A 16061-nucleotide genomic window follows, 5' to 3' on the forward strand; every position below is an offset into this window, starting at 1 on the left:
CCAGACCCGGAGCATCCCCCCGCTCCGGGCGACTTGCTTCGCTGCAGGACGCTTGCATGGCCCATCCTTGTGGTGCTCCCCCCGCATCGCATCGCATCCCAATGTCAAGCGGCGCAGGGTGCGCGGCTTACCGAAATGAACTGCAACCAGCCGCCATGGCGGCGTCGAAGGGGCACGCTGTGAATATCTATCCGATAATATTGTGTGGCGGTTCGGGAACCCGATTGTGGCCGCTGTCGCGCGAAAGCCACCCGAAACAGTTTCTGCCGCTGCTACGGGGACGCAGTCCGTTCGAGGCCACGCTGCAACGCCTGCAGGGGCTGGCCGACTCGCAACCCACGCTGATCATCGCGAACCAGGAGCATCTGTTCATGGTCCAGGATCAGGCAAAGGCTGTCGGCATCGAATCGTATCAACTCTATATCGAACCCTGCGGCCGAGGCACGGCGCCCGCTGTCGCCGTGGCCGCGTACCAGCTGGTACGCGAGGATTCGCAGGCGGCCATGCTGGTCATGCCCGCTGATCACGACATCCCCGACCACGACTCTTTCCGGCGCGCCATAGCGCAGGGAGTTGCCGCACTGCACGCCGAGCGACTCGTGGTGTTCGGACTGGCGGCGCGGCGCGCCGAAACCGGCTACGGCTACATTGAGCGTGGCATGCCGTTGGCAACAGCCGATGGCTGCTACCAGGTGGCGCGGTTTACGGAAAAGCCGGAGCTGGAGATCGCTCAAGGTTTCGTCGCTTCGGGGCAGCACTATTGGAACAGCGGCATATTTCTTTTCGGCGCTGCGCAGTTTATCGCCGAACTTGAGCGTTTCGAACCGGAACTGGCGTCAGCCTGCCGCCTTGCAGCCGACTCGGTGACGACGGAGCACGATACCCGCCGCATCGGGGCCGACGCATTTGCGCGCTGCCGAACCGTCTCGGTCGACCACGCTGTACTCGAGCACACCGCTGCCGCCGCGATGGTCGCTGCCGACTTCCCCTGGTCCGACATAGGCTCGTGGCATTCGCTTTGGGATAACGCGGAAAAAGACCAGCACGGCAACGTCACGCTGGGCGATACGTACCTGCACGAGGTGACGGATTCTTATGTCCATTCCTCGCGCCGCATGGTGGTCGGCATCGGCCTCAAGGATATGGTCATCGTCGAGACGGCCGATGCATTGCTGGTCGCGGCGCGCGAGGATGTCCAGCACGTCAAGGAGGCCGTGGAGTTGCTGCGCGCCCAGGAACGCGATGAATGCCGAACGCATCTTTGCGTCAATCGTCCCTGGGGCCATTACGAAGATATCGACGGCGGCGAACGGTTCCGCGTCAAGCGCCTTACCGTCAACCCAGGCGCCAGGCTTTCCCTGCAACTGCATCACCATCGCGCCGAACATTGGGTGGTGGTGCGCGGCACCGCGCGCGTCACGCGCGACGAAGAGGTGGTGCTGCTCTACGAGAACCAGTCCACGTACATTCCGGTCGGGGTTGCGCATCGGCTGGAAAACCCCGGAAAAATTCCACTCGAAGTGATCGAAACCCAGTCTGGCTCCTATCTCAAGGAGGACGATATCGTGAGGCTCCAGGATGCCTATCACCGTGTCTGAAAAAGCGATGCCCCTCAAACAGATCGCTACACCCTTTCGGCGCTGGCTTTGCCTCGTCCTCGCGGCGGCGATCATATTCGGCCTGTTCTATCCGGGCGGACAGCCGTTCGCGGCCGGTTTGTTTCCCGAACCATGGGACAAGCCCACCCACTTCGCTGTATACGCCATGATTACGTACCTGCTTTATGTCGGTAGCGCCGGCGCCTGGCCGTTGCTGCTGATCGTCGCGGTTGGCGCCATTGGCGCCCTCGACGAATGGCACCAGATATTCGTGCCCGGCCGTTCCGCCAGCCTCATGGATCTGCTGACGGATGTCATCGCCTCCATCTGCGTCATCATGCTGTATCAATGCAGCGCAACTCGCCTGGCGGAAACTCCCGGCGGGCACAACTGTTAGCAGGGATACATCATGTGCGGAATCATCAGCGCCATCTGCACCGGACGCAATGTCGTACCCATACTGTTGCAAGGGTTGAAACGCCTCGAATATCGCGGCTACGATTCGGCCGGCGTCGCCGTGATCAACGGCAAACTGCAGTGGGTACGCTCAGTGGGACGCGTTGCCGACCTCGAATCGCGGGTTGCCGAGAAGCACCTTACTGGTGACATCGGCATTGCCCATACGCGCTGGGCGACCCACGGCGTGCCCTCGGAGCGCAATGCCCATCCGCATATTTCCGGCGGCGTATCGGTAGTGCATAACGGCATCATCGAGAATCACGAGCAAGTACGTGCCCGGCTGCGTGCCATGGGCTATAAGTTCGTGTCCGACACCGATACCGAGGTGATTGCCCACCTGATACATGCCAAGCTGCGTGGCGGTGCCACGCTACTTGAAGCGGTGCGCCAGTGCGTTGCCGAATTGATCGGCGCCTATGCCATCGCCGTCATCAGCGATGACGACGCTACGCAACTGGTGGTGGCGAAGAACGGCGCACCGTTGTTGCTCGGACTCGGCGATGGGGAAAACTATGCGGCCTCCGACAGTGCGGCGCTGGCCGCCATGACCCAGCGGATCATCTATCTCGAGGACGGCGATTGCGCCGTAATCACGCTGGCGGCACCTCGTATCTTCGATGCCGGCGGCAACGAGGTACAGCGATCGGTCTGCCATTCGTCCCTGACGGCGACGGCCGTCGAACTCGGCACCTACCGGCACTACATGCAAAAGGAAATCTTCGAGCAGCCGACGGCAGTGGCAAATACGCTCGATGCGATGGCGAACTGCCGCTCGCTGGCGCCGCAGATATTCGGTGCCCAAGCCGAACGCGTGCTGCGCGAGGCCGACGCCGTGCTGATCATTGCCTGCGGCACCAGTTATCACGCCGCCATGGTGGCGCGCTACTGGCTCGAAAGCGTTGCCGGCATCGCCTGCAACGTCGAAATCGCCAGCGAGTACCGCTACCGGGAACCCGTCTCGAACCCCGCCACGCTGGTGGTTACTGTTTCGCAATCGGGCGAAACTGCGGATACCCTGGCCGCATTGCGCTACGCAAAGTCGCGCGGCCATCGCGCCAGTCTGTGCATCTGCAATGTCCCCGAGTCCTCGCTGGTGCGGGCCTCCGATCTGCGCTTCCTGACGCGGGCCGGTCCCGAGATCGGCGTGGCATCGACCAAGGCCTTCACCACGCAACTGGTCGCGCTGGCGCTGCTGGCCATGACGATCGCCAAGCTGCGCAGCAGGCTGCCCGAGGAGCACGAGCAGCAATTGCTGCACGAAATGAGACAACTACCCGCCGCAATGCAACAGGTTCTGGAACTGGAGCCGCAAATCGAGCATTGGGCGGAAAGACTCTCCGCCCTCGAGCATGCACTCTTCCTCGGCCGCGGCATACATTACCCGATCGCAATGGAAGGGGCTCTCAAGCTGAAGGAAATCTCCTACATCCATGCCGAGGCCTATGCCGCCGGCGAGCTCAAGCACGGGCCGCTCGCCCTGGTGAATGCGGACATGCCGGTGATCGCGATTGCTCCCAATGATGCCCTCATCGAAAAACTGAGGTCGAACCTGCAAGAGGTGCACGCCCGCGGCGGTGAACTGTACGTGCTCGCGGACCGCGATGCCAATGTCGCGGACAGCGAGGGAATTCACGTCATTCGCATGCCGCAGTATGCCGGCTTCCTGTCTCCGATCCTGCACACGGTACCATTGCAGTTGCTCGCCTATCATGCCGCCGTCAAGCGTAACAACGACGTCGACAAGCCGCGCAATCTGGCCAAATCGGTGACGGTGGAATGATGAAGCAGGACCGCAAAAAAGAAATCGTGTCCGGTTCGCTCAGACTCCAGGCCGAGGCACGCCTTGCCTCGAAGCCGGCGCGGCCGGCATCCTCCCCACTTACAGAAGAAATCCTGCACGAGCTTCACATTCTCCAGATTGAACTCGAGATGCAGAACGAGCAACTGCTGCTCGCCCAAGCCGGCCTGGAGGAGGCCCGCAACCGTTATCTGGACTTGTACGAATTCGCACCGGTCGGCTACCTGATCCTGACGCCCACCGGGCTGGTTTCCGCGGTCAACATCACCGGGGCGTGGCTGCTGGGACTGGAGCGCAAGGATGCATTGGCTCGCCGCTTTAACCAGTTCGTCATGCCGGAAGACGCCAGCCGCTGGCGGCGCCTGTTCGAGGACCTGATAAGAAACGGCAAACTGACAGTTGAAGAAATGAGGCTTCGGCGCGCCGACAACACCTTTTTCCCCGCGCAGGTGAGCTGCCAGTACAAGCCCGGTATTGGCGACGCGCCTCCTGCGGTGCATCTCATGCTCATCGATCTGTCCGCAGGCAAGGTGATCGCCGGGGATCATCATCTCGCGACCGCCGACCTCAATGTGCAAGATGGCATGATCTTCGGCGACGACACAAAAATCCGGCACTTGGCTTTCCATGACCCGCTGACCGATTTGCCTAATCGGCGCCTCATGATAGATCGCCTGCATCACGCGATGGCAACCGCGTCCCGCACCAGGAAATATTGTGCGGTGCTGTTCATCGACCTGGACAATTTCAAGACGCTCAATGACACGATGGGGCACGACTTCGGTGATCAATTGCTACAGCTCGTGGCGCAGCGGCTTCTGGCCGCCGTACGTGAAGGCGACACGGCAGCCCGCCTCGGCGGCGATGAATTCGTCGTCATCCTGGAAAATCTGAGCGAGCAGCCGGACGAGTCCGCCAACCAGGCCAGGAACATCGGCGAAAAAATCGCGACTGCGCTCAAACAACCCTACCCGTTGGCCGGGCAGGAGTTTCTCAGCTCTGCAAGCATCGGCGTTGCCCTGTTCAACAATCCGCACGACACCGCCGAGGAATTGCTGAAACGTGCCGACATGGCGATGTACGAGGCCAAGTCGGCGGGCCGCAACAACGTATGCTTCTTCGATCCTGCCATGCAGTCTCTCGTAACCGCACGCATCGTCCTCGAGGAAGAACTTCGGCGCGCGCTGGCCGATCATGAACTCCAATGTCATTATCAGCCGCAAGTGGATGCCGAAGGCCGTATTCGCGGGGCGGAGGTATTGCTGCGCTGGCAGCATCCGGAGCGCGGCATGATGTTCCCCGCCTCCTTCATCCGGGTAGCCGAGGAAACCGGGCTGCTGGTGCCTATCGGGCAGTGGGTGCTGGAAACAGCCTGTGCGCAGCTCAAGAGGTGGCAGGATCGCCTGTCTCCGCGACGGCGTTTCCACCTTGCCGTGAACGTCAGCGCGCGCCAGTTTCGCCAGTCGGACTTCGTCGAGCATGTGCACGCCGTGCTGGAAAAGTCGGGCGTATCCCCCGGGAGCCTGACGCTGGAATTCAAGGAACAGGCTGTTCTCGCCGACTTTAGTGCTGGCATTGCCAAGCTGACGGCGCTCAAGAAGCTGGGCATGCACCTGGCCATCGACGATTTCGGCACCGGCTGTTCATCGCTGTCCCAACTCACTCAGCTGCCGCTTGACCAACTGAAAATAAACTCATCCCTGGTGCGCAATATTGGCGTGATCCCCACCGATGAGGCGATCATTCAAAGCCTCATCGATGTGACGAGACATCTGGGGGTCGAAGTGATGGCAGAAGGCGTGGAAACGGAAGCCCAGCACGTCTTTCTGGGGCAACACGGTTGCCACGCTTTCCAGGGCCATCTGTTCGGGAATCCGTTACTGGCGCACGAATTCGAACAACTCCTCAGGCGTCACTGGCGCCGCCGCGAGCGAGCCGGCGCCCCGGCGGATAGTCACGCGCATCGGGGCGTGTTGACGTCGTGACGAAAGCAATAGCCGGTTCCGCGCACGGTTTCAATCAGCACGTCATGTCCGGTCGGCCGCAACGCCTGCCGCAGGGCACGGATGTGTGCGTCGATCGTACGGTCCTGGACGAACACCTGATCACCCCATAGCTTGTCGAGCAGCTGTTCCCGGCTGAATACCCGGCCCGGATGGGTTGCAAAAAAATGCAGCATGCGAAACTCGATCGCGCCCAGATCGATTTCCCGCCCCGCCGCGCTAATCCGCTTCATTCCGGGATTTATCAGCAGCCCTGCAATTTCGACGACGTCGTCAGTTGTTTGGGGCGCGCGGCGGCGCAGTTGCGCCTTGATCCTGGCAAGCAGTTCGCGCGCCGAAAATGGTTTTGTCACATAATCGTCGGCGCCGGCTTCGAGTCCCGTTACCTTGTCACTCTCCTGCGCGCGCGAAGTCAGCATGATGATCGGGATCTCGCGAGTGCGCTGATCGGAGCGCAACCGCCGCATCAGGCCAACCCCGGTGGCATTGGGGAGCACCCAGTCGAGCAATACCAGGTCCGGAAGCTGGTCAACGATCGAGGCCTCTGCTTCGGACACGCTACCCGCGCTGCGAACCTGGTGCCCTGCCCGTTCCAGATTGGCAGCGATCATGCGCTGGGTGATCAATTCGTCTTCGACAATGAGAATTCCGCTGTTCATGATGGCAAAGCTCCTTGAAATGCGCTGTTATCCCGACCGGGATGCAATGCGCGGATAATGCTTGATAAATAGTTACTGTTGGCAACCCCGTCGCGGGTTGCTTCGGTTCCGTCAGAATGGGTCGCGCGGATCGCTTCGTTGCTATCCACGCGGAGTGCGGTATCCCCGCAGGGAGTGGTACAAAATTCCCAAAGAGAATAGGTGTGCGTATCCATCATGGCTCGCCTACTTTGGCCATCGTTTCATCGAAACTGAACTGCATCGAATGCTGCCGATCCTGTTGCAGGGGGCCCTGTGCAATGCTCACGCGCAGATTCTCGTACGACATTTCGTTGGTCATGCTGACAAGTTCCGTCGTTAACCGCTCGACCTCCCTCTCGAGCTGGGCAAAGCCCGTTTCCAACTCATGCCGCGTTCCCGCCATGGCGAGCGCTTCGAGGCTTGCCGCTGACGCCGTCGCCGCGTCGGCTGAAAGGCTGCGGAACATTCCCGCCAAGGTATGAACCACATAACCGAACTGCTGGATGTCGCCGTTTGCCAGCGCCTCGCGTCCCCGGGCCAGGAGCTCGGCGCCGCTGCTCAGGAAAATTCCGGTTATCTCGTCGAGCAATTGCTCATCGCCATCGACACGCTCGAGCAGTGCATTCCGGTCAAGGATCACCATTTCGGGCGCCGGCTTCGGCACCGCCTGGCCGCGCCCGGCACGGGCAATCGCATCATGCAATGCCGCGGGCTGGATGGGCTTGACCAGGTAACCGTCCATTCCCGCCTCCAGGCAGCGTTCGCGGTGTTGCGTCATGGCGTGAGCCGTCAGTGCGATGATCGGTATGTGACCGCCGGTGAGCTTTTCCTGATTGCGAATCACGCCTGTGGTTTCGAGGCCGTCCAGTCCTGGCATTTGCACATCCATGAGCACGAGGTCGAAATGCCCCTGGTCGAGCACTTCGAGCGCCTTCACGCCGCTGTCAGCCGCCGTCACCCGGTGCCCGGCCTTCCTTAGCATTTGCTGGGCAACCCTGCTGCTGATCAGATTGTCCTCGACCAGGAGAATGTCGAGCGATTGCGCGGGATTCCCGGCAGGTTCCTTCGCTGCCGGTGCAAGCGCCGTGCCGCCAGCCTGCCTCATGCCGAATGTCGCGCCGATGATTTCCAGCAGTTCCGACTGCTTGACCGGCTTGGTCAGGCACGTGTATGCGGCCGTGTCGAGATGATCTCCGTTTTTTCCCCGTCTCATCACCGAGCCGAGTACCACCACCACCCCGACGCCGAGATCCGCGCAGCCTTGTATCTGTCCTGCGACGGCATAACTGTCCACGTCGGGCAGGCTGTCCTCAAGCAACACCATATGGTAGGGCCGATCCGCCTGGCTCGCCCGGACCACCGCTTTCATCGCCTCGTTTCCGTCTGCCACCTCATGAACATCGATATTCCATTGACGCAAGGCATTCGCCAGAAAGCGGCGGCTGACGGGATGGTCTTCAGCCACCAGCGCAGTCAAACCGCCGAAGTCTATGTCGGGGAGCCTGGGCGATGCTCCTTGCGGCGTTCGGAAGCGCAGGGTGAACTGGAACTTGCTGCCCTGTCCCGGCTCGCTCTCGACCTGAATGTTGCCGCCCATGATTTCCACCAGGCGCGCCGAGATGGTCAGGCCCAGGCCGGTACCGCCATACAGACGCGTGGTCGACGTATCCGCCTGCGTGAATGGCGCGAAGATCTGCTCCAGTTTTTCCGCGGGGACACCGATGCCGCTGTCACTGATGGTGAAATGACAGATAACCTCTTCGTCATAATGCGCCAGTTGCCGCACCTGCACAACCACTTCGCCGCGTTCGGTGAACTTGATCGCGTTGCCCACCAGGTTGAGGATGATCTGACGCAGCCGCAGCTGATCGCCCAGCACCGCATCGGTCGTGTCCGGCGCGATTTCATAGGCCAGTTCGAGGCCCTTTCGTTGCGCGTCAAGCGCCAGCGTTTTCATCGTATCGCCGATGCATTCGCGCAAGGAGAATGGAATTGACTCCACCGTCAGGCTGGACGCCTCGATCTTGGAGAAATCAAGGATGTCGTTGATGACGGTAAGCAGCATTTCCGCAGAAATTTTTATCACGTTCAGGTATTCGCGCTGCTCGGCTGTCAGATTGGTCTGGAGCGCAAGTTCCATCATGCCGATGATGCCGTTCATCGGCGTGCGGATTTCGTGACTCATATTGGCCAGGAATTCCGATTTCGCCTGATTGGCCGCCTCCGCCTCCAGAATCGCCCTGTGCAGGCATTCCTCGGCGATTTCACGCCGGGCGATTTCATGGCGCAGCAGTTCATTGGACTTGATCAGACTCATCGTCCGTTCGCGAACCATCGTATCCAGATCTTCGCCCACCTTGGCTTTCTGGTACGCAGGATCCGGCTCGCTCAGGCCGGCCAGGGTAGCCACCAGCGGCTTTAGCACCAGCGGATCCACCGGTTTCGCGATGTAATCGACAACGCTGGTTTCGCTGCCACGGAAGACCGGCCGCACCATGTCGGCCGAGGGAGTGAGAAAAATGATCGGTATATGGCACGAGCGCTCCACTTGGCGGATCAGGGTGGCCACCTCAAATCCGTCCATTTCCGGCATGATCACATCCAGCAGGATGAGCGAAAAGTCGGTCTTCAGTATCTGGCGCAGCGCTTCGGTTCCGGATGTGACCGACACCACGTGGCAACCCAGCGGGGCGAGCATATCCGCCATCGCGAGGAGATTGAGCGGTTCGTCGTCGATGATCAGGATATTGGCGTTCGCTGCCGTGTTCATCGTCATCGAACCTTGGCCAGCCATCCCCGCAGCAACGACAGCAACTGCTCGACATTAACGGGCTTGTCGATGGTGTCCGAGGCTCCGGCCTCGATGCACTCCCAACGGTAGCCAGGCATCACCTTGTCGACCACCGCAATGATCGGCAGCAACTTGAACCCCTCGATGCCACGAATGATGCCGATCATGTCATGGCTGTCCAGACCCGGCACCGCCGTATCCACAAGGACGAAGTCGGTGTCCGGATTGCTGCACAGCACTTCTATTCCCTCGGTACTGTTCTCGGCATGCAGTACGATCATGCCTTGCTGCTCGAGTACGCCGGTAATGGCGTAGATGTTGCAGATGTCATCGATGATGAGTACCTTCCTGCCCGCCAGCTCCGCCGTTTGCGTCTGCCGTTCGAATAGCATGTCCTGCCTTGCCGACGGATGATGGCCCATCGCCCGACGCAGGAATTGCGTTGTTTCGGCCAATACGTCCGAAAACTCATTTTGGCGCTTGAGGATGGCGATTTCAGTGCTGCTTCCCCATGGCTTGCTCTCTACGCCGACCATCGCGATCGTCAGGTCGGTCGGCAGATCTGTTGCCATAACCCTGTTCATCAGGTCGTCAGTCGACATGTCCAGGAGCGAGGCGCCCACAACCATGCCATCGAAGTTCCCATGCAATAACGCATCGACTACCAGCGCGCCGGTACCGAGAACTACGACTTCCATGTCCTTCAGGCGCCAGGGGACGACGCCGGCGGTCGAACGCTGGCTCTGCACTGCATTGGCCACGAGCAATTTCCTGATGGGGCGGCCGGCCGCGGCGCTCATTCTGGCCAGCGTAGCCTGGGGCGTCGCCGCCATTATTGCAGGCTCGATCACGCAGTCGTCATTGCTGCTGTGCAGGCCGCCAATCTGGAGGCATTTGTGGATGTCCCCATTCAGGTTAATCATGCTGATCGGTACCCGCCGCGTTGCCGGATTGTTCTTGAGTTCATGGAAAACTGCCCAGGCATCGGTTTCACCCGGATTCATGCCCAGGATGATTGCATCAATCGTGATCTTTCCGATCAGCCCTTGTAATTTGCCGAGATTCGTGGCGACTTCGCCGCGATAGCCGTTACTCCGCACCAGATCCTGCATGAGAGAAGCGGTTTGAGCATCGCTTTCGGCGATCAACACGACTCCGTCATCTGAGCGCCTGCTCTTGGGGCCCAGGTACGGGCGCGGCTGTGCGGCCAGCATCGACGAGGCTTCTGTCGTGCCGTAAAGCGTTTCGCGCTGAATGTGCGGCGCCGCCGAAATCGGCAATATTCGCTTATCGGCAGCCACCCGGTCGTCGGGTAATGGCAGATAAAGCGTAAAGCAACTACCCATGCCCTCCGTGCTGCTGAGCCGTATTTCTCCGTCAAGTAAGCGCATCAAATCGCCGCAGATGGATAATCCCAGGCCGGCGCAGCTGCATTCATGACTGATCGAACTATCGGTCTTATGGAAGGTTTCAACAATACTTCTCTGCTTGCTTTCGGAAATGCCTGTGCCGGTATCGGTGACTGAGAATTCAACCCATTTATTGAGGCTGCTGGATCGTGCAACTGTTGGAATCCGGTCAAATTCAGCTGGTGCGATGCGTAGCGTCACGCCACCCTGTTTGGTAGACTTGAATGCATTCGATAACAAGTTGTCCAGTATCTGCCGTAGCCGTTTGCCGTCTGTGTAAATCGCGGCAGGAAGACCAGGAACCAGTTCAACATCGAATGACAGATCCTTGTCCTGCGCCACCTGGCTGAAAGTACGCACGAAATAATTGTGCAAATCGGTAAAACGCTCTGCCTCAACTTTGAGCTCGAAGATGCCGGATTCAATTTTCGCCAAATCAATCATATTGTAGATCAGGGACTGCAGATGCGTCCCCGAGGAATAGATCGTCTGGGCGTAATCGATCTCTGCCGGTGAGAGATTGTTGTCGCTATTTTCCGCCAGTAGTTTGGCCAGCATCAGTATGCCGTTCAAGGAGGGAAGCAACTCTTGCGACACGCTGATGAGAAAGTCCGCCTGATGAGGACAACGCGAGCCGTGCACCAGTTGCCTGCGCTTGGTTTCGCTCTTAACTTTGATCTGCCCGTGGTTATCGATTTCATGCCCGACAGTGGGGGCCGCGTCGAATAGGAGGTTGCTCATGTCGTGGCCTGCCTGGTCTTATTGCTCTTGCGCTCGATCAGTTTCGTCCGTTCCGCAAAGCGACTGTTTGTTTCGGCGGTGGCGATGAACAATAGCGATACCAGCGACATGGCTTCGCGCACGGACATGACTGGTGAACATTGAAGACTGCCAGAATCGAACATTTCCACCCCCAGTTTGTCCGTTTTCAGTCGTTACCTGCCCGATACCATCATCATTCCAGCACTGGCGCTGCTTGCCGACCTACGTAAAGAATTGGGCCAATCTGTTCGCATAAAGTCTCCCCCCCCTTCGAGAAGAATGAATTGACTTCCCCTAGTTCAATCGGACTATCTATTGCATTACAGCGACCAATAACACCGTATTACCGTGCGACGATAACGCCTGACATAACCCATGTTCTATTCGACAATTCACTCGCTAGCGTAGAAGGCATCACGAAATCCATAAGTCTGAGCAGAACGGAAAGCAAAACGGCAGTTAAATCTGACACAACATCAAAATCCGCTGCCGGGATTTCTTTGGCATGGACGGCGAAAGCCAAACGCTCGAAGCGAGTAATGCAATTTATCTAGCAATTCAGCACATTTAAATACGTCAGAATACGTATATAACTGATCTGGGTCATTCTTCTTCCAAGGAAATAGCCACCTGCCGCGTGGGGGTACAGCATCACCGCGAGGTCCAATACCAGTAGCAGCAGATTGGATGCGATACGTCGCGTTGAGGTGGTCGTGCCATCCAAAATCGTTATCAACATGTTTTTGGCATGCAGACAGTGCTCGGAATGGCCATCCGGTTTTGGCATAATCGATACAACCCCTTCAGATCCACGCTACCCATTCCTTGCTTGAATGACTCATTCCAGTCATGAGGCCCCGTAAAACCGAACAAGTAACGGCTGAACAAGATCGCGTTCGGCCGCCCCTTCGCGCGCCTGAGTTTGACCGTGGCCCTCCGCTCGACTAGCAAGGGCCAGGAATAGCCACACTGCACAGTCGGATTTCTTGTCTGGTATCCCTGCGCAAGGGCGCATCTTGTCACGGCGATTAGTCCAATCGGACCAGACCCTACCTGTTAGTCCCATCGAGTTGCATGGGTAATTTGTCTCCAAGCCAATACCGCATCGATGTAAATCCGCTATGGCAGGCTTGGCGTAACCGTTGAAACCAAAGCTTCATCTTATATGACATATCGCAATACCTTATGGCTACCATCATTTCTCCCACCGCATTCGACGCAGCTATACAAACCATTTCGGCCTGCGATAAAGCCGATTTCATCAGCGCGGCACTCCAGCACTTGAACAGCTTATCGACCGGGATTTCGTCATGGAATGGCTCTGGCAGGCAATCCGGCTCTGAGAATTAGTCGGCATTGATTTCGTAAAACAGGAGGCAATCATGTTCAAAGCTTTACGCATCGCATCGATCGCATCATCATGGCTGTTCACTCTGGCCACGCTGACAGTGCTGTTCCAGGCCATACCCGGACGCGCCGAATCGGGCGACATCCTGGGACCCGGTGACAACATTCGCGTGACCGTGTTCCAAAATCCCGACCTGACCACCGAGACGCGCATTTCGCAGGAGGGCACGATCCGGATGCCGCTGATCGGCGAGGTTGGTTTGGCGGGCCTCTCGCCGGGCGATGCCGGGGTGCGCATCGCCAAGCAGCTGAAGGACGGGCAGTTCCTCGTCGATCCCCAGGTCACGCTTACCGTGTTGCAGGTGCGCAGCCGGCAGGTATCGATACTTGGCCAGGTTGCGCACCCGGGACGTTACGCCCTGGACGAAACCCGCACCCGGCTGACCGACGCGCTGGCACTGGCCGGCGGCATCACTCCGGCCGGTGACGAGACTGTCAATGTCATGACGACCCGCGACGGCAAGCCGGTGAAGCTCGCCATCGATGTCGCGACGATTTACCAAAACCCCGACATACCGGCCAATATCGAGATAGTGGCCGGCGACACGATATTCGCGCAGAAGGCTCCGGTGTTCTACATCTACGGCGAAGTCCAGCACGCCGGCGCCTATCGACTCGAAAAGAATCTCAATGTCGTTCAGGCGCTTTCGCTCGGTGGCGGCATAACGCTGCGCGGTACCGAACGCGGCATGAAGATCAGTCGCCGCGGGCCGAACGGCAGCCTCAACAAGATCGACGCCCAGCCAGGAGACAAGGTACAAGCCGATGACGTGATCTACGTCAGCGAAAGCTTCTTCTAACCGCCAAACCAGCCACAGCGAGGATTCCCGCCATGAACTACAAATTAATCTATTCAGCATTGCGTGCGCGTTATCGCCTGTTCGTCCTGATCCTGGCGACGACCCTGCTGACGACCATCGCCATCAGCCTGATCATGCCGAAAACCTATGTCGCCAAGGGGTCGCTGCTGCTCGATGGCAAGGACCAGCAATCGATGCGCACCACCAATGAGCCACAGCCGTGGGATCGGGCTGGCTACGTGCGGACCCAGATGGATATTGTCACCAGCTCGAAGGTCGCGCGCCGGGTCGTCGCCGACCTCAAGCTGGCCGAGAATCCCGAGGTGCGGGCCGATTATGCCGACTCCGGCAGCTCCGCCCCCATCCAAGACTGGCTGGTGGAAAATCTTCTCAAGTATCTCAAGGTTGAGACGACCCAGGGCAGCGTCATTCAGCAAAGCAGCGTGGTCCAGTTGAGTTTCCCTGCATCCGATGCGACCTACGCGGCGCAGGTGGTCAATGGTTTCGCCAAGGCCTATGTCGATACCGTCCTCGACTTGCGCATCGAGCCGACGCGGCAAACGTCGGTCTGGTTCGACGAACAGATGAAGATGCTGCGCGCCAACATGGAACAGGCCGAACGCCGCCTGACCGCCTTCCAGCAGGAACACGGCATCATCAGCACCGACGATCGCTTCGATGCGGAAAATGTTCAACTGAGTGACTTGGTTACGCAGGTCGCCAGGGCACAGGTACCGACCGACGCCCAGGTTGCCGATATTTCAAACCTGCCCGGCGGGCTCGCGAGTCCCGCCATCCAGACCGTCAAGGGCGAGCTCATGCGCTCGGAGGCCAAACTGCAGCAGATGTCCGCCGAACTCGGCAGCAAACATCCGCAATACCAGCGCCAACAAGCTGAAGTGCAATCCCTGCGCGACAAGCTGGGCCGCGAAATTGACATTGTCGTCTCCGACGCCAAGACGGCGGCAAGAAACAGCCGCGCGCATATGGACCAGCTGCTCGGCGCGATCAAGCAGCAGCAGCGACGCATGCTCGGTCTCAAAACGGCCCGCAATGAACTGGCGCTCCTCAGTCACGATGTGGACATTGCGCAGCGAACCTACGAGACCGCCATGCAGCGCTTCATGGCCAGCAAGATCGAGAGCCGCGCGCTCCAGACCAACGTTGCGGTGCTGGACCTGGCGGTACCGCCGACGACGCCGGACCGACCCAAGCTCTTCCTCAATATCGCCATTGCCCTCGCCGTCGGTGTCCTGCTGGGACTTGCCGCCGTGTTCCTGGCGGAGATGTTCGATCGGCGCGTGCGCTGGCTCGACGATCTGAGCGCAGACCCACAAGTACCACTGCTGGCGGTACTCAACACCTGGGACCCGGCGGCGAACCGCCTGCTTGGGGCGCCCGCCTCCCACTACGCTTTGCCCAACCCCGGATAAAAGGCGACCATCATCATGAATACCACTGACAAAATCCTGCATCTTGAAGGCCTGGCCCGCAGCGCCATGGCTCACCCCAACAACATCGGCAGCTTGCTGGTTACGGCGGGCAAGCTCAGCACGGCCGATGCCGACCGCGTCATGGAACTACAGCAGCGGGAAGGCTGGCGCTTCGGTGAAGCCGCCCGGCGACTGCAGCTGATCAACGAAGACGACCTTATCGACGCGCTGTACAGACAGTACGGGTTGCCGCTGCGCATGCCGGGCCGCGACAGCTTCAGCCACGAACTGGTAACGGCGTATCAGCCGTACCATCGCTGCACCGAAGAGTTGCGCGCCTTGCGCACGCAATTGCTGATCCGCTGGTTCAGGAAGCCGACCATCGAGCAGCAGGTGCTGGCCGTTGTCAGTCCGAGCAGCGGCGAAGGCCGCAGTTACGTCGCCGCCAATCTCGCCATCCTCTTCTCGCAACTCGGCGAGCGCACGCTGCTGATCGACGCAGATATGCGCAACCCGCGCCAGCACCGCATCTTCAATGTCGCCGACCGCATCGGCCTGTCGACCGTGCTGGCCGGTCGCACGGCGCCTGCAGACGCCGTGGCCACGCCCGGATTCCACAACCTGTGGCTGTTGCCGGCCGGCGCCCCACCGCCCAACCCGCTGGAATTGCTTTCGCGCCCCGGACTGCCTGCCTTGCTGAAAGAGTATCTGACCGAGTTCGACATCATCCTCATCGACACGCCGCCGGCGCTGCGCTACTCCGATGCAAAAACAGTGGGTTTCCGGGCTGGCAGCGCCGTCGTGCTCGCCCGCAAGGACCACACGCGCCTGGACGACACGAACCATGTCATCCGCGATCTGGGCGACTGTGGCGCATACGTCGTCGGCACCGTATTCAACAGCTTTTGATCCCGCCGCTCC

11 protein-coding genes are annotated in these 16061 nt (G+C 59.5%); 7 read left to right on the top strand and 4 right to left on the bottom strand.

Translation table 11 applies throughout. The features are described 5' to 3' along the window. Positions 1-179: 179 nt before the first annotated feature. From K5E80_RS03775 to K5E80_RS03790, 4 genes are read left to right on the top strand one after another with little or no spacing between them, the layout of a single operon-like run. Positions 180-1598, top strand: a complete 1419-nt coding sequence (locus K5E80_RS03775) for a mannose-1-phosphate guanylyltransferase/mannose-6-phosphate isomerase (protein WP_246590855.1) — start codon at positions 180-182, stop codon at positions 1596-1598. After that, the gene (locus tag K5E80_RS03780) at positions 1591-1995 is read left to right on the top strand and encodes a VanZ family protein (RefSeq protein ID WP_220634907.1); all 405 of its coding nucleotides are present in this window, start codon (positions 1591-1593) and stop codon (positions 1993-1995) included. The genes K5E80_RS03775 and K5E80_RS03780 overlap by 8 nt, the downstream gene beginning before the upstream one ends. 12 nt (positions 1996-2007) lie before the next feature. Further along, on the top strand, positions 2008-3837 hold the full coding sequence (gene glmS / locus K5E80_RS03785; protein WP_220634908.1) for a glutamine--fructose-6-phosphate transaminase (isomerizing): 1830 nt from the start codon (positions 2008-2010) through the stop codon (positions 3835-3837). Further along, on the top strand, positions 3834-5840 hold the full coding sequence (locus tag K5E80_RS03790) for a putative bifunctional diguanylate cyclase/phosphodiesterase (protein WP_220634909.1): 2007 nt from the start codon (positions 3834-3836) through the stop codon (positions 5838-5840). Before glmS ends, K5E80_RS03790 begins: the two co-directional genes overlap by 4 nt. Here the strand turns inward: K5E80_RS03790 and phoB are convergent. From phoB to K5E80_RS16910, 4 genes are all read right to left on the bottom strand, one after another. Then, positions 5810-6517, bottom strand: a complete 708-nt coding sequence (gene phoB, locus K5E80_RS03795) for a phosphate regulon transcriptional regulator PhoB (protein WP_220634910.1) — start codon at positions 6515-6517, stop codon at positions 5810-5812. The genes K5E80_RS03790 and phoB overlap by 31 nt on opposite strands. A 214-nt stretch (positions 6518-6731) precedes the next feature. Continuing rightward, positions 6732-9308, bottom strand: a complete 2577-nt coding sequence (locus K5E80_RS03800) for a response regulator (protein WP_220634911.1) — start codon at positions 9306-9308, stop codon at positions 6732-6734. A gap of 2 nt (positions 9309-9310) precedes the next feature. Beyond that, positions 9311-11479: an ATP-binding protein gene (locus tag K5E80_RS03805; RefSeq protein WP_220634912.1), complete on the bottom strand. Its 2169-nt coding sequence runs from the start codon at positions 11477-11479 to the stop codon at positions 9311-9313. Further along, positions 11476-11607 (bottom strand): hypothetical protein, encoded by a 132-nt coding sequence (locus K5E80_RS16910; protein ID WP_281420193.1) that lies wholly within the window; start codon positions 11605-11607, stop codon positions 11476-11478. The genes K5E80_RS03805 and K5E80_RS16910 overlap by 4 nt, the downstream gene beginning before the upstream one ends. Positions 11608-12882: 1275 nt before the next feature. On the opposite strand from K5E80_RS16910, the gene epsE reads away from it, so the two are divergent. From epsE to epsG, 3 genes are read left to right on the top strand one after another with little or no spacing between them, the layout of a single operon-like run. Continuing rightward, positions 12883-13707: a polysaccharide export protein EpsE gene (gene epsE / locus K5E80_RS03810; RefSeq protein WP_246590856.1), complete on the top strand. Its 825-nt coding sequence runs from the start codon at positions 12883-12885 to the stop codon at positions 13705-13707. Between the two features lie 32 nt (positions 13708-13739). Continuing rightward, positions 13740-15140, top strand: coding sequence for a GNVR domain-containing protein (locus K5E80_RS03815; protein WP_220634913.1), 1401 nt, complete (start codon positions 13740-13742; stop codon positions 15138-15140). A gap of 15 nt (positions 15141-15155) precedes the next feature. Beyond that, a complete protein-coding gene (epsG, locus tag K5E80_RS03820) occupies positions 15156-16049 on the top strand; it encodes a chain length determinant protein tyrosine kinase EpsG (RefSeq protein WP_220634914.1) in 894 nt (297 codons plus the stop codon). Positions 16050-16061 lie beyond the last annotated feature (12 nt).

The sequence above is a fragment of the Georgfuchsia toluolica genome, assembly GCF_907163265.1.
Lineage (GTDB): Bacteria > Pseudomonadota > Gammaproteobacteria > Burkholderiales > Rhodocyclaceae > Georgfuchsia > Georgfuchsia toluolica.

Excerpts from the sequence above, each read along its gene's own strand:
- glmS (WP_220634908.1), top strand. The coding sequence starts at position 2,008 with ATGTGCGGAATCATCAGCGCCATCTGCACCGGACGCAATGTCGTACCC.
- K5E80_RS03790 (WP_220634909.1), top strand. The coding sequence starts at position 3,834 with ATGATGAAGCAGGACCGCAAAAAAGAAATCGTGTCCGGTTCGCTCAGA.
- phoB (WP_220634910.1), bottom strand. The coding sequence starts at position 6,517 with ATGAACAGCGGAATTCTCATTGTCGAAGACGAATTGATCACCCAGCGC.
- K5E80_RS03800 (WP_220634911.1), bottom strand. The coding sequence starts at position 9,308 with ATGAACACGGCAGCGAACGCCAATATCCTGATCATCGACGACGAACCG.
- K5E80_RS03805 (WP_220634912.1), bottom strand. The coding sequence starts at position 11,479 with ATGAGCAACCTCCTATTCGACGCGGCCCCCACTGTCGGGCATGAAATC.
- K5E80_RS16910 (WP_281420193.1), bottom strand. The coding sequence starts at position 11,607 with ATGTCCGTGCGCGAAGCCATGTCGCTGGTATCGCTATTGTTCATCGCC.
- epsE (WP_246590856.1), top strand. The coding sequence starts at position 12,883 with ATGTTCAAAGCTTTACGCATCGCATCGATCGCATCATCATGGCTGTTC.
- K5E80_RS03815 (WP_220634913.1), top strand. The coding sequence starts at position 13,740 with ATGAACTACAAATTAATCTATTCAGCATTGCGTGCGCGTTATCGCCTG.
- epsG (WP_220634914.1), top strand. The coding sequence starts at position 15,156 with ATGAATACCACTGACAAAATCCTGCATCTTGAAGGCCTGGCCCGCAGC.